We start from the raw sequence: 18,191 nt of genomic DNA, 5'->3' as shown, positions 1-18,191 counted from the left end.
GTTGTTCAAAACTTGATTTCTCTTATTTTTTTAGCGCTGTGGGATATTGTGTTGTCAGATATTTCTATCAGACAAAAAAGACCAATCATTAATATAATTGTCAGATGGTAACATCTGACAGCAGATGACTGCAAGGAATGACTTCTCTTTATTGTGGTTTGTTAATAATTGCTACGGTTAAACGGCTAATGCAGTTCATCTTTCCACGTTCATCGTAAATTTTAATTTCCCAAACCTGGGTTTTGGCCCCAATATGTAAAGGTTTACAAATGCCTTTTACCAAACCACTTTTTACTGGCCGCAAATGGTTGGCGTTTACTTCTAAACCAACAGCAACATACTTCTCAGGATCTATACACATATACGATGCAATACTGCCCAAGGTTTCTGCCAAAACCACCGAGGCGCCGCCGTGCAAAATCCCTGCAGGTTGGTGTGTACGTTCATCAACAGGCATGGTTCCAATAATAAAATCTTCGCCAATTTCGGTAAAGCGGATATCGAGCAGCGCACCTAAATGATTTTTAGGGCGGTTGTTCAGCTCATCAACCGTAAAGTTTTTAAACCACATGGTAACGTTCTTTTAAAATGTAAACATGATGGATAATATGGCCACCTACAATAAATAAAATAGATTTTACATTAATTTCTCTGCCCGAAGCAATTCCTTTTCTGTTTAGTTCTTCTTCGTTTAAAGATTTAAAGAGGTATAAATTGGCTTTACGCAATGCAATAAATTCTTCGATCAGATCTTCCAGATCGCGCTCAGCAAAGCGGGCATTGGTTACATAGTCATCTTCCTCGAAACCTGGCAAAGGCTGTTGTTCTTTTCGGGCAAAACAGGTAATCCGAAAGGCAAAAACGCGTTCAGTATCAATAATATGGCCTAACATTTCTTTCAGTGTCCATTTGCCTTCGGCATAGGCGTAATCAGCTTTATCCGCATTTGCCCTAAACAAGGCCGGCAGACTTAACATCTGATCGTTTAAAATTTCGAAAATATCTCGATCTACTTTACTGATATAGGTTTCGCCCCAAGTTGGATATTCGTTAGGCTGTGGTCGGTTCATATCTTAAACTGCTTTTTAATATTATTCTAAAAGTTGTGCCTTTACCCAGTTCAGAGTCTTTTACAAAAATTTCTCCACTGTGGTAATTTTCTACAATACGTTTGGTAAGCGATAAACCTAAACCCCAACCGCGTTTACGCGTAGTATAGCCAGGTTGAAAAACCGCATCGAACTTAGATCTTGGAATTCCCTTTCCGGTATCGCTCACATCAATAAATACCTGTTCTTTAGCTAAATTTTCTATAATGTTGATGGAGATCGACCCTTCGTTTTCGATGGCGTTTGCTGCATTTTTTAAAAGGTTTTCAATTACCCAATCAAATAATGGAACGTTTAACATCGCCCTTACCTGCTCATCGCCGGTAATGCTAAATTTAACCTTATCTGAGGTACGTACTTTAAAATAGCGGATAAAATCGCTGATTACAATGTAAACTGTATGGTCTTCTAGTATGGGTTTTGAACCGATTTTCGAGAAACGGTCGGTAATAATTTCCAGACGCTTAATATCGTTTTCCATTTCCGCAATCAGCGGATCATCTTCTGCATCAAATTTAGATTTCATCAACTCCGTCCAGGCCATGAGTGATGATATTGGCGTACCCAGCTGGTGGGCCGTTTCTTTGGCCAAACCTACCCAAACATGGTCTTGTTCATCTTTCCGCGCAGAACTAAATGCTGCATAAGCTGTTAAAAGGAAAAGGAAGATAACCCCCATTTGGATGTATGGGAAGTACCTCAGCTGTGTCAGAACGAAGGAGTCGCGATAGTAAGCCTTAAATTTTTTGCCCAAAAAATTCATTTCATCTGGTGGATGCTGTGCTTTCATCTGCCTTAACTGCCTTACAAAATATAAACTATCGTAAGTGAGTTTAGCATCTGCAACGGGATAATTGGTTTTAGTACTGTCTAAACCAAAAAAAGAAGTAATCGTTCCTGCAGAGTCGATCAAGATTACTGGTGTTTTGGTGTTTGCACGTACCGTTTCTACAATTACACGATAATCGTCATTATCGTAAAGAAACATGGCCCGTTCCTGAATTTTCACCCAAAGGTGAAACTGGTCGGCCTCTTCGCGTTCCATTTTTTTTACAAAAGAATCGGTGTAAAATACTGAAGCAATGCCAATTAATATGGCAAAAATGAGAAGGAAAAACTTCCAGCGGCGTTTCTTTTGATAAGGATTCATGCTTTAGCTAGCCAAATTACAATAACAAAACGGAAAAAACATAAAACCATTATGCTTTTTAAAAAACCTTGAGCAATCATTTCGAATACATCATAGCTTCATCATATATGAAACACTATAAAATGGATGAAAAACATATCTTTGCAACGTCTTGCGTTTTGCGCAGAGCGGCAAGCGCTAGAGCGCCCAACGCCTAACGCCAAGCGCTCAACAAACCAATTATGGATAAGAAAGTTAGAGTAAGATTTGCCCCAAGCCCAACCGGAGGTTTGCATTTAGGTGGTGTACGCACCGCTTTGTTCAATTATTTGTTCGCCAAAAAAAATAACGGAACTTTTGTACTTCGTGTAGAAGATACCGATCAAAACCGCTTTGTAGAAGGCGCTGAAGAATATATCGTTAACTGTTTAGATTGGTGCGGCATTACACCAGATGAAAGCCCCAACAAGCCAGGGGCTTATGGCCCGTACCGCCAAAGCGAACGCAAACCCAGCTACCGTAAATTTGCCGAACAGTTAATTAGCGATGGTTATGCTTATTACGCCTTTGATACACCGGAAGATTTAGATGCCAAACGTAAAGAAATTCCAAATTTCCAATACGGACAGGCCACGCGTATGCAAATGCGCAATTCTTTAACCCTTACCATTAGCGAGGTTGAAGAGTTACTGGCAGCCAAAACACCGCATGTTATCCGTATTAAAGTACCAACCGATGAAATTGTACATTTTAATGATTTAATCCGCGGTGATGTAAGCTTCGAAACCTCGCTGGTTGATGATAAAGTATTATTAAAAGCTGATGGAATGCCAACCTACCATTTAGCCGTTGTGGTTGATGACAAGGCGATGGAAATCAGTCATGCTTTTAGGGGAGAAGAATGGTTGCCTTCGGCACCGGTTCATATTTTACTTTGGAAATATTTAGGTTGGGAAGCGGAGATGCCTGCATGGGCACACCTGCCTTTAATCTTAAAGCCAGATGGACATGGAAAATTAAGTAAACGCGATGGCGACCGATTAGGTTTCCCGGTTTACGCGATGAACTGGACCGACCCTAAAACTGGGGATGTAACCAAAGGATTTAAAGAAATGGGTTTTATGCCCGAAGCTTTTATCAATATGCTGGCACTTTTAGGCTGGAATGATGGTACCGACCAGGAGTTATTCTCGCTAAAAGAGCTGGAAGAAAAATTCTCGATAGAAAGAATCAGTAAGGCAGGGGCTAAATTCGATTTCGAAAAAGCTAAATGGTATAACCATGAGTGGATTAAACAATCTTCAGTTGGTAGTTTACATTTGGCAGTTAAAGCCGAGCTCGAAAAAGCAGGAATTGAAGTAAAAGACGGAGCTTATTTAAATACCGTTATTGATTTAATTAAAGATCGCTGTACATTATTGCCGGATTTTGTGGCACAAAGCAGTTACTTTTTTGCTTCACCCGCAGAATATGATGTAAACTCGGTAAAACCAAAATGGACAGCCGAAAAAGCTGATTTTTTTAATGCTTTTGCTGCTGGTTTAACATTAACCGATGCAGGTACTGCCGAAGTAGCTTTTAAAGCCTTGGCCGAAGAAAAAGGCTTTAAACCAGGCGAATTGATGTTGCCTTTCCGTATTATGCTGGTGGGCGGTAAATTTGGGCCTGGTGTTTTTGATATTGCTGTGCTGTTGGGCGCAACAGAAACTAAAACAAGAATAGCTAAAGCAATTGCTGTTTTTAATAATTAGCATTTATACTGTGATTGCAGGAAGATAATACGGAGAAGTCGGATTTTAAACCCGGCTTCTTTTTTTGCAATAATCCAAAAGAATAAATCAATAAAAATAATTTATACTTTAGTATAACAATTGTCCCATAATTAAGGTTATTCATTAAACTAAAGAAGTAAATTATGCAATGGTTTGGTAAAGGCAGTAATAATGTAGAAGACGGAAGAAGCGGCGGCGGTGGGAAAACCATCCTCGGGGGCGGTGTAGGTATAATAATCGTGGTGCTCGGCCTAATTTTTGGAAAAGATTTAACTGGCTTAGTTAGTCAACTTCCGGCTACTACAGGTACGGAAGAAGTTAAGCAGGGCGTTCCGGCTAACGATCCACAGGCACAGTTTGTAGCGGGTGTATTAGAATCGACCGAGCAGGTATGGGATAAGGAATTTCAGGCAATGGGTAAACAATATGAGTATCCTAAGCTCAGACTATTTAGAGAAGCTGTGCAAACTGCCTGTGGCAATGCAGGAGCCAATGTAGGTCCTTTTTACTGCCCTGGCGACCATAAAGTTTATATCGATTTATCATTTTACGACGATTTAAAAGACCGTTTCGGTGCGTCCGGAGATTTTGCACAGGCTTATGTAATTGCACATGAGGTAGGCCATCATGTTCAAAATTTATTGGGAATTTCGGAAAAACTAGATCGGGCACGTGGGCAGGTGAGCGAAAAAGAATATAACCGCTTGTCGGTGAAATTAGAGCTACAAGCCGATTTTTTTGCCGGGCTTTGGGCGCACAATGCCCAAAACCTTAAGGATTTTAAATTAGATGAAGGAGATATTGAAGAAGCGTTAACTGCTGCCAATGCCATAGGCGATGATAAATTGCAGAAACAGGCTACAGGCGATGTTCAGCCAGATTCTTTTACCCATGGTACCTCTGCACAACGGATGTTCTGGTTTAAAAAAGGCTTCGAAACCGGAGATATTAGGCAGGGCGATACTTTTAATTCAAACAATTTATAAAAACTTAAAACTTTTTTTAAAGAGCATTGTTTGTTTACAGTTAATGAGTTTTTTATCTCAAAACCAAACATAATTATCCCGGCTTCTTATTTGTTTTAATAAAAGATGATCCTTATAGTTGATGACAGGCCCGAAAACCTGATCTCGTTACAGAAAGTACTACAGGCACACAGTTTTGAGGTTGATACCGCATCGTCTGGCGAAGAAGCGCTGAAAAAAGTTTTAAAAAACAACTATGTCCTGATTATTCTCGATGTACAAATGCCAGATATGGATGGCTTCGAGGTAGCCGAAACCATTTCTGGTTTTAGTAAGGCAAAAGATACCGCCATTATATTTCTTTCTGCTGTAAATACAGAGTTAAAATTTATCACCAAGGGATACTTGAGCGGTGGACTGGATTACATTACCAAACCGGTTGATATTAATGTGCTGCTCCTTAAAATAAAAACGTTTTATCGCATTTACGAGCAGAATAGAAAACTTAACGAGGTACAGGAAAAATTGCTTGAAGAAATCGAGTTCCGGAAACAGGCCGAACATAAAAAAGACGAATTTATCAGCATTGCCAGTCATGAGTTAAAAACACCTTTAACCAGTGTAAAAGGATATATTCAGTTGCTGCAGCGCAGCCTTAACAGAGATGATAAAACCATGGCTCAGAACCATCTCGAAAAAGCGAGTACCCAGCTCGAAAAATTAAATGAATTAATTGTTGATCTGCTCGATATCTCGAAAATTGAAAGCGGAAAGATGAAGTTTAACATGAAAAGTTTTTATGCTGATAACATGGTAAACAATGCCATTGAGATGTTGCAACAATCTAATCCCGATTTCAAAATCAGCAAACTGGGCAAAACAGACGAAATGATATTTGGTGATGAAATGCGCTTGGAACAAGTAGTCATCAATTTTATTACAAATGCCATTAAATACGCTCCAGGTACCAATCAGGTTAATGTAACCACGAATATTAAAGATGAAAAACTTTATCTGGCGGTGAAAGATTTTGGTATAGGGATTTCAAAAGAGCAGCAGCACAAAATTTTTGATAAATTTTATCGGGTAGAAGATAACAGTAACCGCTTTAATGGCCTTGGAATAGGTTTGTATATCTGTTCTGAAATTATTAACCGCCATGGCGGCACAATTGGTGTAAACAGTGTGCCGGATGAAGGGTCTGAATTTTACTTTATCATCCCTACCACAGAAGAGGAAATCCTTAAAAATCAATTCTAACTATCCTTAATCCATATAATGAAAACAACGCTTAAAAATAATTTACGCTTAGGCCTTGGCTTATCGCTAATTATTCTATTTATCAGTTCGCTGGCTTCTTATGTAAGTATTAGCAACCTTATTAAAAGTACTGAACTTGTAAAACACAGTGATGAGGTTATCTTAACTACCGAAGGTGTAATTTCTACCTTAAAAGATGCCGAAACGGGACAACGCGGTTACCTTTTAACAGGAAACAAAATATTTCTGCAGCCTTACTACGGGGCTACGGATACAGCGATGGCTGCCTTAAACAGGATAGAAGTACAAACTAAAGATAATCTTGTACAACAAAAAAATGTTGCGGAGTTAAAAAACATCATGGCCCGCAGGCTCAATATCATTACCTCAACAATCGAAATTAAATCGTTGGGTGGGCAGATCGATCCAACGGTACTGTTAGAAGGGAAAACCTATATGGATCAGGCCCGTAATGTAGTTAACCGCATGGTAAAAGAAGAGCGCAGATTACTCGAAAGCCGTACTGTAGAACTGAACAAGCTCACTTCTTATACGCCAATCCTGATTTTAATTGCAGCTATTCTGGCTATACTCATCACGCTGTTTTTCTACAGAAAAGTATCAATCGATTTCGATGAACGTGTTAAACTTCAGCAAGAAATTGAAGATAAAAAATACGAGATGGAAAAACGTATTGTTGCCATTAAAGAAATTGCCTACCAAATTTCTAATGGTAATTATGGTATAAAACTCGATAGCCAAACGCAGGATGAGATTGGTGAGCTTTCCGAATCGCTAAATACAATGTCATCATCATTGAAAAAATCTTTCGATACTTTAGAAGAGAATGAGTGGTTGCAAACTGGTGTGGCTAACTTAAACGTAAAAATGGTTGGCGAAAAAGATGTTTTCCATTTAGCAGAAGACATTATAGAGTTTTTGGCCAATTATACCAAAAGCCAGATTGGTGCCATTTATTTATTTAAGGATGATGGATACCTGCATTTAAAAGGGCAATATGCTTTACAAGGACAAAATCTCACCCAAACCTTGGAACTTGGCCAGGGTTTAATTGGCCAGGCGGTTAAATCAGGTAAGCCAATATTATTGGATGATGTTCCACAGGGCGAATTAACCATTACACATGCTACCGGGAATATCAAACCAGCACAGTTAATTGTACTTCCAATTATTAGAAATGAAATTTCAATAGGCGGATTAGAATTAGGCACTATCGGTAAATACAGCGACCTGCAGTTACACTTTTTAAACTTGGTTTTATCTGATGTGGGTACCGCATTGTTGGGTGCACAGAACAGACAAAAGCTTCAGCAGTTATTAGAAGAAACGCAGGCACAATCAGAAGAATTGCAGGTTCAGCATAATGAGTTAGAAGGCTTAAATGCAGAGCTCGAAGCACAGGCACAGAAACTTCAGGCCAGTGAAGAAGAATTACGTGTACAGCAGGAAGAATTGTTGCAAAGCAACCAGGAGCTCGAAGAAAGAAGCAGTTTACTGGAAGAAAAAAATGAACTGATTGAAGAACGCAATATAGAAATTCAGCAAAAGGCTGAAGCTTTAGAGCTTAGTACAAGGTACAAATCAGAATTTTTGGCCAATATGTCGCACGAGTTAAGAACACCACTTAATTCGATATTGTTATTATCGAGGTTAATGGCCGAAAATGAGGCTATGGATCGCGAGCATCAGGAATATGCAGAAGTTATCCAAAGTTCAGGTCAGGGTCTTTTAAGTTTAATTGATGAAATTTTAGATCTTTCTAAAATTGAAGCAGGCAAAATGGAACTCGATAGAGCAAATATAAAGGTTGATGAGATTATCCTTAACATGCGCTCGCTGTTTAATCCTTTGGCTAAAGATAAAAACCTAAACTTTGTTATCGAAAAATCGGCAGAAGTTCCTGAATTTTTTCATACCGATAAAATGCGCTTAGAGCAGATTATTAAAAACCTGCTATCGAATGCTATTAAATTTACTACCGTAGGTGCGGTAACCCTAAATATTACTAAAAATGAAAAGTTGGGCGCGCTGGTATTTAAAGTTACCGATACAGGGGTAGGTATTGCGCCCGAAAAGCAAGGCATGGTATTCGAAGCTTTTCAACAGGCCGACGGCTCTACACGGCGCAAATTTGGTGGCACAGGCCTTGGGCTTTCAATTAGTAGAGAGCTGGCTAAACTATTGGGCGGATATATTGATTTAAAAAGCACAGAAGGCGAAGGAAGTATTTTTACACTTACCCTACCCATTGATAGAAATAAAGGTTTTGACGGTGCTGTGCCTCATGTGGAGAAGCCCGTAATCGCTTTAGAGGCTCCGGTAAAAAAAGTGAGCCACTTAACAGTCGAAAATATTCCGCAAGAGATTGAAGATGACCGAGATAACATTCAGCCTGATGATAAGGTAATTTTAATTGTTGAAGACGATACTCCTTTTGCCAAAACACTTTTAGATTTTACCCGAAAAAGAAATTATAAGGGTTTGGTTGCCGTTCGTGGCGATGTTGGTATTGAAATGGCGAAAACCTTTAAACCACTTGCCATTTTGCTCGATATCCAATTGCCGGTTAAAGATGGTTGGCAGGTAATGGAAGAGCTGAAATCGGATCCTTCAACACGTCCGATTCCAGTGCACATCATGTCTTCTTTACAGGTTAAGAAAGAAAGTTTGTTAAAAGGTGCAGTAGATTTTATAAATAAACCTTTTGCTTTTGAGCACATGCAAGAGATATTTTCAAAACTAGAGCATGCCTTAAGCCGTCACCCTAAAAAGGTACTTATAGTAGAAGAAAATGAACAGCATGCCAAGGCATTAAGTTATTTTTTAAGCAATTTTAATATCCAGACAGAAATTGTTAACCAGGTAAACGAAAGTGTTTCTGCCCTGCACAAGCCAGAGGTTAACTGCGTGATTTTGGATATGGGTATTCCTGATAAACATGCTTACGAAACCCTCGAAGTGGTAAAGAAAACACCTGGTTTAGAGAATTTACCGATTATCATTTTCACAGGTAAAAACCTTTCAAAAGGCGAAGAAAACCGCATCAAACAATATGCTGATTCTATCGTTGTAAAAACGGCACATTCTTATCAACGTATTTTGGATGAAGCGGGTTTGTTCCTTCATCTGGTAGAGGAAAAAAGCAAGGAGAAAAGCAAAACACCTAAAAAGTTTTCCGAATTGCAGGATGTATTGGTTGGTAAAACGGTTCTGGTAGCGGATGATGATGTGCGTAATATCTTCTCCTTAACCAAAATGTTAGAGCAGCACCAGATGAAAGTGGTAGCGGCTACCGATGGAAAGGAAGCCCTCAAGTTATTAAACGAAAACCCTCAAATTGATGTTGTTTTAATGGATATGATGATGCCGGAACTGGATGGCTACGAAACGACAACAGCCATCAGGCAGGATATCAAATACCGGAACCTGCCTATTTTGGCCGTTACGGCAAAAGCCATGATGGGCGATCGCGAAAAGTGTATTGCAGCAGGTGCATCCGATTATATCAGCAAACCGGTAGACATGGATCAGCTGATCTCGTTACTAAGGGTTTGGTTATACGAAAATCATCATAAATCATAAACCATTTTTTATTTTTATGCCTCAAAAATTAATTCTCATAATTGATGATGATAACCGAAACATTTTTGCTTTAAAAGCTGTTTTAAAGGCCAAAGGTTTCGATTGTTTATCTGCTATAAGTGCCCAGGAAGGTTTTTCTATTATGGAGAAACATGATAATGTTGCCATCGTTTTAATGGATATGATGATGCCGGATATGGACGGCTATCAGGCTATTGCAGCGATGAAAAAATCAGCTAAAATGCAGAATATACCCGTGTTAGCGGTAACTGCCCAGGCCATGGTTGGCGATAAGGAACGTTGCTTAAGCGCAGGCGCATCGGGTTATGTTTCAAAACCGATAAATGTTGACGAGTTATTAATGCAAATCGAAAATTTTACAAAATAACAGGTGATAAGTGATGCGATAGATAATGAACAGGTAGAAATCCTGTTGAATGATGTTTTGGAAAGCCATGGATATGATTTTCTGGAATATTCTCATGCATCGATAAAAAGGAGAATTATACGCCTTTACGGACTGGATAATTTTGTAAGTTTCGCCGAATTTCGTTACACGGTTAAAACAGATAAGCAATATTTTAAACGTTTTTTGGAGGAAATTACGGTTAATGTTACCGAAATGTTCCGCGATCCTTCTTTTTACAAATCTTTGCGGAACGATGTCCTCCCGGTATTGGGTACCTATCCGTTTATCCGCATTTGGGTGGCGGGTTGTTCTACCGGAGAAGAGGCTTATTCGCTTGCCATTGTTTTAAAGGAACTTAATTTGCTTAATAAATCGCTTATTTATGCCACCGACATTAATCCATCGGTTTTAGATAAAGCAAAAAAAGGGATGTTTCCCTTAAACTATTTAAAGCAGTATTCAGAAAATTACCTGCAATCGGGTGGCTTGAAAGATTTTTCTACTTATTATACGGCGAACTACTCTTTGGCAAAATTTGATGAAAGCTTAAATAGTAAGATGATCTTTTCAACGCATAATTTGGTTTCCGATCATTCTTTTAATGAATTTCAGCTAATTTTATGCAGAAACGTTTTAATTTATTTTGATAAAGACTTACAGCATAAAGTATTTAACCTTTTTGATAGTAGCATCGAGAAATTGGGGTACCTTGCTTTAGGAAGTAAAGAAAGTTTGGAGTTTTGGCCAAAAGCCAAAGAATACAAAAGGGTTAAAATGGAAAAAATATGGCGGAAACTGTAGATTCCAGGCCTTGTGCTGCATTAATTATTGGCGGCTCGGCCGGTAGTTTAGATGTAGTGCTCGAAATTTTTCCGGCCCTAAGGAAAGATATTGGTTTTCCAATTGTATTGGTGGTTCACCGTAAGGCAAGTAACGAATCTCTTTTAACCGATTTGTTAAAATCGCGCACTACACTAGTAGTTGGTGAAGCAGAAGAAAAGGAGTTTTTAAGTCCGGGCAAAGTTTTTATTGCGCCTGCAGATTACCATATGCTGATAGAGGAAGACCGAAGTATATCTTTAGATTATTCGGAAAAAGTAAATTATTCCCGACCATCAATTGATGTTACCTTTCAATCAGCAGCCGAGGTTTTTAGAGAAAATCTAGTCTGTATTTTACTTTCAGGCTCTAATGCAGATGGAGTAGAAGGATTAAAAAGTGTAAACAATTTTGGCGGTAGAGTGGTTATACAGAATCCAAATACGGCCATAATGCCGTATATGCCGCAACAGGCGGTGCTGAATGTTGAGCCGCATGTGATATTGGATAGCCATGATATGGCTGATTATATAAATAAATTAAATGATTAATTGCTTTTCGGAGGTTAATATGATAGTTGCAAAAAAAGTATTTGTTTTTGATGATAATAGGGATATCCTTGATCTCTGTACATTTATTTTGGAAGATGCCGGGTATGAGATAAAAACATCTGAAAATGCCAATAACATAGAAGAACAGGTTGCAGCATATATGCCTGATTTAATTTTTATGGATAATTGGTTGCCCGATCTGGGCGGGATACAAGCTACTAAAGCATTAAAAAGCCACCCTGATTTAAAGCACATTCCGGTAATTTATTTTTCGGCCAATAATGATATATCTTCATTGGCCGATGAAGCAGGTGCCGATAGTTACCTATCGAAACCATTTGATATTGCTGCACTTGAAGAAATTGTGAAAAAACATTTGAGCTAGCCATAGGCCAAGCTAAACTTTCGATATAAAGCTCCGCTCGAATTGTCGTCATTTCGAGCGGAGCCGATGGCTATCGGGTGTAACGAAATCGAGAACCACGATTGCTCAGCGAAGCTAATCTATCGTAGCAGATCTCTCCATTCCACTGCGTTCAAGTCGAGATGACGAATTTTTTAATTCTTGTGAATAACCTATCTTTTATTCCTTGCCCCAAATCCTTGTATTCAGATCCAGCTCCTTAACAATATCATACATAAACTTTATGGTAGAGATATCTTCATTTACGGTTTCCGGACTGAGCAATGATTTAAAAACGGGGGCTTCGAAATAGTTCCGGTTCAGCGGGAAGGCGATATACATCCTCGACTCGATAAAAGATAAACTGATGTTGTATTTGGTTTGATGGTTGAGGTTTAGTATCCGTTCCATCATGGCAGGTGTAAGGATGTATCTTGATCCGACCTGATCCGAGCCATAAGTCACAAAAGTCTTATCGAAATCTATATTCTCTAATTGGATAACGTTATTACTACCAAAAGAAAACAGGTTTTTTGAAAACCATGCGCCAAAAGCTGCTCCGAAATCTTTTGGCCTCACAATGGTTACACCATTAAATTTCTTGTTAAAATCAGCAGCAAAGATAATTCCTCTAAAAATGTCGTGCCACTCTGTTCGGGTTCCGTCTTTTGTTTGGGTTACTGTTTTATATTCGGCATGTACCTCGGCAAAGTAAAACCTGGTTTTATCGGCACATCCAGTTACCAGATCCTCCGTTTTATAACGATCAGGCTCATTGCTAAACAACTGTGTGTACATAAACTCTGATGCTTCAATTCCCTGGTAGGGATTAATCGATAAACTTTCGTCTAAAAATTTAAGGGCAGCACCAATTACATTGGTTTTGTAGGCATTTTGGTAAGCTGTTAAAGAATCGTTTATTTTAAATAACAAAACGCCTCCGTAAATAAGAGGGATTAAGCCGCCAATTACACCTGGAACAGGGAAACCCAAGAAAAAGCCTAGAACACAGAGCAGAATGCTCGCGGCAATAAAAATATAGCCTTTGGTTTGGGTGCCGGCAATTCTTTTGCGCTCTACCTCCATTGTAGCCAAAACTTGCTGTAAGGCTACATTATTTGCAATATCGAACGGCATTAATTATTGAAAAGCTCTTTTGCGCTAATATTTTTGCGCTCTTCAGCTGCGGTTTCTAAAACGGCGATTGGCTGAAAGTTTAACATTCCGGCAAATAAACTGCCGGGAAACATCATGATTGAATTATTGTAATCGGTTACTGAAGCATTATAAGTTCTTCTGGCTGCGGCAATCTGTTCTTCGCTTTCGGTCCAGGTGGTTTGAAGGTTAATAAAGTTGGTATTGGCTTTTAAATCAGGATAATTTTCGATGTTAACCATTAAACCTTTCACACTGCTGCTCAACTGGGCGTCTAAATCTGCTTTTTCCGCATTGCTGATGTTTGGTGAGCCTGCTTTAGCTCTCAGTTCAACTATTTTGGTCAGGGTTCCCTGCTCGTAATTAGTGTACTGTTTTACCACTTCAACAAGATTTGGAATAAGGTCGAACCGTTTTTTAAGCATTACATCAATGGCCGAGAAAGCGTTGGTTACCTGGTTTTTCTTCCCGATAAGCGAGTTGTAAAAGAAAATCCCGATAAGGAATATAAATCCGATGATAATGAGGGCAATAATCATAATTTTAGTTTAAGGTTTAGAGAATAAAGATAAGAAAAGGTTACAAAATGTTATCGCTTTTCATTTTGTTCCCGTTCGCGCTTTATCCGCCGCTCTAAGCGCTTCTGTTTTCTTTGCATATGATTGGCCCGCATGGCCTTAAACTTTGCAATATGCTCACGTACTTCATTTTGCTTTTCTTCTGTAATACCGATGCTATATTTTATGCCGGTAAAAAGGCTCTTCCAGATCATGTTGAAGAAGGAGGTATTTGCCGGCCTGCTGTAATTTACGGTTACGGGTACCAGCTTTCCATCCGCACCGGGGTTTTCTGATTTAATGATTAAAGCATTTGCTAAGAAAGAAAGGAAACCGCGGGTAACCAGGTGATCTTTTTCAGGATCGTTTTTCATCAGCGCTACAGAAAGATCGTAATAGGAGAACGCTAGCGTTCCTTTTGCACCTAAATCGTTCGCTTTAAAGTTGAACTTCAATTTATCTACACTCCCGCGGTTAATGCGGACCAAGCCTAGGGGTTTAGTAATCTGATTTAAAACCCGCGCATTAAAATTGTGTAACACCCCATTGTAAGAAAAGGCGCCATCTTTAGCGGTAAGATCAAATATAAAGTTTACATCAAGCTTTCCCTGCCCAAATAGATAAGTGTTCAGGTTAACCTGCATAATGGGGTTTATGGCTTTAATTTTTTCGAGATTGGTTGCGTTTTTTATAATGCCCGAGGTATGTTCAAAAGTAATCTGCCCCTTTTGGTTACTCTCATTGTTATAAACCGCGTAATTCACATTTATATCCTTTAGCTGGATTTTCTGGACCAGAATAGGTGCTTCAACAAGCTGCAAAAGCTGATGCGGAAACTTTCCGATTTTGCTTTCCTGTGGTTTTTTGGGGAGGCCGTTATGGTTAAATACCGAAACGAAACCATTGGTAATGGCCATTTCCTTTGCCCAAAGCTCTTGTTTGCTAATGTATAAAGGCAAATCAATCCCATTAAGCATAATGTCGCTCATCTTGATGTTGAAACGCTCCTTCGCATATCCGGCAACTTTGCCAAAGTTCATTTCATCATGTAACGGCACTAAAGCAAAACTGTTGATCCTTAACTTACCCGTTGTTGCCCTGAAATCCAGTTTATCTAATTGGATATCGTACATCTTGTCTGGCGTATGGTATACATAGTTATTCAAGTTGATCACAATATCTTTAATCAGATAAAACCGTGTAGGATCTTCAGCAGAGGTAGAATCTACCAGCAGGTCGGTTAAGGTAATATTGAGGTCATCAATAGAGAAGGGTACTGAATTAGCTATGTTTTTATTGATGTATTTAAAACTTACATCCTTAAACCTGATGCTTTTAATGCTAAATTCGTTCAGGTTTTTAGAAATGATATCGTAAGGCGATTTAATGGGCCTGGGTGCGCGCCCCTCATTGAAAGCAAATTGCTGGTTAACCATCGTTACCTCAGGTTTATCAAATATGATTTCTTCCAGCTGAAGTTTTTTTTCGCGGTACAAGGTTAATGGGTGAAAATGCTTCACCACGAGTTTTTTTAAAGACACCGTATATAAATTGTTTGGTGCTCTTTTTAGGGCGATGAGCTGCTTAAACCGATTGGTATCGGGTATTATTTTTACGTTCTGTAAGGTAGCATTGCCCGTAAAAACATTGGTAGAAACCTTGGTAAAACTAATGGTATATAAACTATCGGTTGATTTATAGAGGAGTGTTTTGATCCTATCGGTTAAAATAGGGCGAGACTTAACATTTAACAGCCAGGCTATACCTGCGAGTACAATAAAAACACTGAGTAATGTACACGCAATCCATTTAAAAACTCTATAACGGTATCTTCTGGTATCAGGCATTAAAAAATGAGCGGCTGTGGTTTTATTAGCAATATACGGTTATAAACATATATTTGAAAAAAGTAAGATCAGTTTTTTTCTCTCCTGGCTTTCCGCGCTGCTTTCCTGTCTGCTCGTTTTTGTTCCCTTATTTTTTTTGCGATTACTTTTTGCTGTTTTACCGGGTTCTTTTCGGGTATCACACTAACACCTACAATATCCTTTATACCCACAAAAAGGGTTTTCCACATCAGGTTAAAAAAGGAGCCCGAATTAATTCTCGTATTGGCCATGCTTGCTGTTCTTGGTGCCTCGCCTTTTTGTGGATTTTCGTTTTTAACTAGAATTGCATTGGCCAAAAACGACAAAAAACCTTTTTCCTTGGTTCCCTCTCCATCAATATTGTCTGATAAGAGCTTTATTTTCAGGTTTGTGTACAGCATATTCATCTTGCCCGATGCAGCTCTTAAATTTCCGTTTGCGCTGAAATCGATATGCTGTACATCGCCGCTTTCTATCTCTATTAACCCCAGGGCTTTCGATAGTGGGTTTAAGTTTTTCAGATCAAATTTCCCCAGATTCCCGCTGTAGGTAAATGCACCATTATTATCCGTAAGGTTAAAATCAATTTTTACATTCAGCTTTCCGGTACCCATTAAAAGAGCGTTTAAATCTGCCAGAGCATGACTTTTTTTGCGCAATTGTAAACTATCGTTGGTTACATTTAAAATATTTCCAGTTAGTGCTTTAAAATCAACCGATCCAATTTTTTTACTCGCCGGGTTAAATTCAGCATATTTAACATTAATGTTTCTGAGTTTTACTGTATCGATCAGGGTCGGTATGTTTAACCTTTTTAGGGCCATATGTGGGTAGTTTCGGCCTTTATCAAAGCCGGGTGGTGGCGGCGATTCACGGCTCATAAAAACTTCTACACTTGCCGGGCCAATCCTCAACGATTTTGCATGCAGTTTCTGGTCGGTATTTAAACTGATAAAATCGACGCCGTTAAATTCTATTTTATCAAAATTGAGGTTATACCGGTCTTTCTGGATCTTGTATTTTCTTGCAAAAGTAAGCTCGTCGTACAATGGTGTAAGTTTAAATCCTTTAACCGTTATTTTTTTTGATGCAGTAGAACCTTTAATGGTATCAACTTTCATCGAGTACATTTTATCTTTCGTTATCGATTTATAACCCGCAATCTGAAAGGATGCATCTTTTGTATAGTAAAACCTTGTTGTATCGTTGCCCGAAAGTGAATCCAGCAAAAAATCATTAATGTTAATATCAAGGTGTTTGATCGAGTTTTTGGTTTTTTTTGCTGAGGTTTTATTGATGTAATCGAAATCTGCATCTATAATTTTAATGGTTTTAACATGTACCGATTTAAAAGTTTTCGAAATCTGTTCGTAAAGCGATTTTTTATCTTTTATGCTATCGGGTTTATTGGTTACTTTATTGAAAATCATATTGATAGATGGCTTTTGTAAAACGATTTCATTTACATCTATCCGCTTTTTAAAGTAAGCCGTTAATATTCCGACACGGCTAATCTGTAGTTTCTTTAATTTAAGCTCGAAAGTATGTGCAGGTGCCAATTGTTTTTTCCTTAAGCTATCAAAAACCGAAGTATCGGGTATTAGTGTAACATCGCGCAGCGCCAGGCTACCTGTAATTACGTTTAAATTAATGCTTTTAAAATCTATCCGGTACAAATGGTGCGAGCCATTATAAACCCCGGCTTTAATTTTTTCGGTCAATATAGGTTTCCACCGGGCACTTAAAAACATGGCGCCAAAAGCAACAATTAAAATCAATATGCCGAATATGCTTCCTATCCAGATCCAAAATTTATTTCTATGCTGAGCTGTCATTTATTATGGCTTATCGATAGGTAACAGATAGAAGCGCGAAAGGTTTTTTCAGGGCTAAGGCAAAAGACCAATAAGTGAATGATAAAATAATTTTTAGCACGCAGGGTCAAAGTAAGTAACAGCGTTTGCTCCTTTGCTGCGCTTGTACGCTTTCGGCCGTAGTGCCTCCTTGCCTGCAGGGTACCGCTTCGCCAAGGGCTAGATGGGTTAGGACGGTAGCACGGAAAACCCCTCATAGTAGCAGGAACAGCTGTAATCTAAACCCGACCTTAGCAGGATGCCACAATTTTTTCAATTGGGGCAGAAGCGGGGGGCGGGGCTACAGTCTCCTACAGGCACCGAAGCCTACATTTCCAAAAACATCCTGACTCGTTTATAACGGGGGAACTGTTAATTTTTTGGAGCGCAAGGGCATGGCAAGTAACAGCGTTTGCTCCTTTGCTGCGCTTGTACGCTTTCGGCCGTAGTGCCCCTCCTTGCCTGCAGGGTACCGCTTCGCCAAGGCTAGATGGGTTAGGACGGCAGCATGGAAACCCCCTCATAGTAGCAGGAACAGCTGTAATCTAAACCCGACCTTAGCGGGATGCCACAATTTTTTCAATTGGGGCAGAAGCGGGGGCGGGGCTACAGTCTCCTACAGGCACCGAAGCCTACATTTCCAAAAACATCCTGACTCGTTTTATAACGGGGGAACTGTTAATTTTTTGGAGCGCAAGGGCATGGCAAGTAACAGCGTTTGCTCCTTTGCTGCGCTTG

The 18,191-nt window shown here is 39.2% G+C and carries 15 protein-coding genes; 8 read left to right on the top strand and 7 right to left on the bottom strand.

Translation table 11 applies throughout. The annotated features are described in order from the left end of the window. Positions 1-148: 148 nt before the first annotated feature. The 3 genes from AC07VK_RS15810 to AC07VK_RS15800 are packed head-to-tail and all read right to left on the bottom strand — an operon-like array spanning position 149 to position 2,259. Positions 149-571 (bottom strand): hotdog fold thioesterase, encoded by a 423-nt coding sequence (locus tag AC07VK_RS15810; protein ID WP_086548540.1) that lies wholly within the window; start codon positions 569-571, stop codon positions 149-151. Next, positions 561-1,070, bottom strand: coding sequence for a DinB family protein (locus tag AC07VK_RS15805; RefSeq protein ID WP_492961632.1), 510 nt, complete (start codon positions 1,068-1,070; stop codon positions 561-563). Before AC07VK_RS15805 ends, AC07VK_RS15810 begins: the two co-directional genes overlap by 11 nt. Next, positions 1,051-2,259: a sensor histidine kinase gene (locus tag AC07VK_RS15800; RefSeq protein WP_492953891.1), complete on the bottom strand. Its 1,209-nt coding sequence runs from the start codon at positions 2,257-2,259 to the stop codon at positions 1,051-1,053. Before AC07VK_RS15800 ends, AC07VK_RS15805 begins: the two co-directional genes overlap by 20 nt. A gap of 221 nt (positions 2,260-2,480) precedes the next feature. Between AC07VK_RS15800 and gltX the strand changes: the two genes are divergently transcribed. The 8 genes from gltX to AC07VK_RS15760 all read left to right on the top strand — a co-directional run bounded on the left by gltX (position 2,481) and on the right by AC07VK_RS15760 (position 12,002). Next, complete coding sequence (gltX, locus tag AC07VK_RS15795; protein WP_492961630.1) at positions 2,481-3,989, top strand: glutamate--tRNA ligase; 1,509 nt, start codon at positions 2,481-2,483, stop codon at positions 3,987-3,989. Between the two features lie 164 nt (positions 3,990-4,153). Next, on the top strand, positions 4,154-4,996 hold the full coding sequence (gene ypfJ, locus AC07VK_RS15790; protein WP_492953893.1) for a KPN_02809 family neutral zinc metallopeptidase: 843 nt from the start codon (positions 4,154-4,156) through the stop codon (positions 4,994-4,996). Between the two features lie 105 nt (positions 4,997-5,101). Continuing rightward, a complete protein-coding gene (locus AC07VK_RS15785; protein WP_492953894.1) occupies positions 5,102-6,235 on the top strand; it encodes a hybrid sensor histidine kinase/response regulator in 1,134 nt (377 codons plus the stop codon). Between the two features lie 18 nt (positions 6,236-6,253). Further along, positions 6,254-9,838 carry a response regulator gene (locus tag AC07VK_RS15780; RefSeq protein ID WP_492961628.1) on the top strand — a complete coding sequence of 1,195 codons (3,585 nt, stop codon included), beginning with the start codon at positions 6,254-6,256 and terminating at the stop codon, positions 9,836-9,838. A gap of 16 nt (positions 9,839-9,854) precedes the next feature. After that, positions 9,855-10,226: a response regulator gene (locus tag AC07VK_RS15775; RefSeq protein ID WP_057931074.1), complete on the top strand. Its 372-nt coding sequence runs from the start codon at positions 9,855-9,857 to the stop codon at positions 10,224-10,226. Between the two features lie 3 nt (positions 10,227-10,229). Next, positions 10,230-11,048 carry a CheR family methyltransferase gene (locus AC07VK_RS15770; protein ID WP_440827765.1) on the top strand — a complete coding sequence of 273 codons (819 nt, stop codon included), beginning with the start codon at positions 10,230-10,232 and terminating at the stop codon, positions 11,046-11,048. Continuing rightward, entirely contained in the window at positions 11,033-11,617 is a 585-nt protein-coding gene (locus AC07VK_RS15765; RefSeq protein ID WP_492953896.1) for a chemotaxis protein CheB, read from the top strand. The genes AC07VK_RS15770 and AC07VK_RS15765 overlap by 16 nt, the downstream gene beginning before the upstream one ends. A gap of 19 nt (positions 11,618-11,636) precedes the next feature. Continuing rightward, the gene (locus AC07VK_RS15760) at positions 11,637-12,002 is read left to right on the top strand and encodes a response regulator (RefSeq protein WP_086549472.1); all 366 of its coding nucleotides are present in this window, start codon (positions 11,637-11,639) and stop codon (positions 12,000-12,002) included. Between the two features lie 198 nt (positions 12,003-12,200). On the opposite strand, the gene AC07VK_RS15755 is transcribed toward AC07VK_RS15760, so the two are convergent. The 4 genes from AC07VK_RS15755 to AC07VK_RS15740 all read right to left on the bottom strand — a co-directional run bounded on the left by AC07VK_RS15755 (position 12,201) and on the right by AC07VK_RS15740 (position 17,435). Continuing rightward, on the bottom strand, positions 12,201-13,157 hold the full coding sequence (locus AC07VK_RS15755) for a DUF3137 domain-containing protein (protein WP_492961626.1): 957 nt from the start codon (positions 13,155-13,157) through the stop codon (positions 12,201-12,203). Then, positions 13,157-13,714 carry a LemA family protein gene (locus tag AC07VK_RS15750; protein ID WP_492961624.1) on the bottom strand — a complete coding sequence of 186 codons (558 nt, stop codon included), beginning with the start codon at positions 13,712-13,714 and terminating at the stop codon, positions 13,157-13,159. Before AC07VK_RS15750 ends, AC07VK_RS15755 begins: the two co-directional genes overlap by 1 nt. A 50-nt stretch (positions 13,715-13,764) precedes the next feature. After that, on the bottom strand, positions 13,765-15,579 hold the full coding sequence (locus AC07VK_RS15745) for a hypothetical protein (RefSeq protein ID WP_492961622.1): 1,815 nt from the start codon (positions 15,577-15,579) through the stop codon (positions 13,765-13,767). A gap of 68 nt (positions 15,580-15,647) precedes the next feature. After that, a complete protein-coding gene (locus AC07VK_RS15740) occupies positions 15,648-17,435 on the bottom strand; it encodes an AsmA family protein (protein ID WP_492961620.1) in 1,788 nt (595 codons plus the stop codon). Between the last annotated feature and the right edge of the window lie 756 nt (positions 17,436-18,191).

This window comes from Pedobacter sp. GW821-FHT01D05, from assembly GCF_059422505.1.
This window is presented reverse-complemented; position numbering and strand designations above follow the sequence as displayed.

What these genes read in the sequence shown, in the direction of transcription:
- ypfJ (WP_492953893.1), top strand. Translation starts at nt 4,154, where the DNA reads ATGCAATGGTTTGGTAAAGGCAGTAATAATGTAGAAGACGGAAGAAGC.
- AC07VK_RS15800 (WP_492953891.1), bottom strand. Translation starts at nt 2,259, where the DNA reads ATGAATCCTTATCAAAAGAAACGCCGCTGGAAGTTTTTCCTTCTCATT.
- gltX (WP_492961630.1), top strand. Translation starts at nt 2,481, where the DNA reads ATGGATAAGAAAGTTAGAGTAAGATTTGCCCCAAGCCCAACCGGAGGT.
- AC07VK_RS15765 (WP_492953896.1), top strand. Translation starts at nt 11,033, where the DNA reads ATGGCGGAAACTGTAGATTCCAGGCCTTGTGCTGCATTAATTATTGGC.
- AC07VK_RS15740 (WP_492961620.1), bottom strand. Translation starts at nt 17,435, where the DNA reads ATGACAGCTCAGCATAGAAATAAATTTTGGATCTGGATAGGAAGCATA.
- AC07VK_RS15750 (WP_492961624.1), bottom strand. Translation starts at nt 13,714, where the DNA reads ATGATTATTGCCCTCATTATCATCGGATTTATATTCCTTATCGGGATT.
- AC07VK_RS15775 (WP_057931074.1), top strand. Translation starts at nt 9,855, where the DNA reads ATGCCTCAAAAATTAATTCTCATAATTGATGATGATAACCGAAACATT.
- AC07VK_RS15760 (WP_086549472.1), top strand. Translation starts at nt 11,637, where the DNA reads ATGATAGTTGCAAAAAAAGTATTTGTTTTTGATGATAATAGGGATATC.
- AC07VK_RS15810 (WP_086548540.1), bottom strand. Translation starts at nt 571, where the DNA reads ATGTGGTTTAAAAACTTTACGGTTGATGAGCTGAACAACCGCCCTAAA.
- AC07VK_RS15745 (WP_492961622.1), bottom strand. Translation starts at nt 15,579, where the DNA reads ATGCCTGATACCAGAAGATACCGTTATAGAGTTTTTAAATGGATTGCG.
- AC07VK_RS15755 (WP_492961626.1), bottom strand. Translation starts at nt 13,157, where the DNA reads ATGCCGTTCGATATTGCAAATAATGTAGCCTTACAGCAAGTTTTGGCT.
- AC07VK_RS15780 (WP_492961628.1), top strand. Translation starts at nt 6,254, where the DNA reads ATGAAAACAACGCTTAAAAATAATTTACGCTTAGGCCTTGGCTTATCG.
- AC07VK_RS15805 (WP_492961632.1), bottom strand. Translation starts at nt 1,070, where the DNA reads ATGAACCGACCACAGCCTAACGAATATCCAACTTGGGGCGAAACCTAT.
- AC07VK_RS15785 (WP_492953894.1), top strand. Translation starts at nt 5,102, where the DNA reads ATGATCCTTATAGTTGATGACAGGCCCGAAAACCTGATCTCGTTACAG.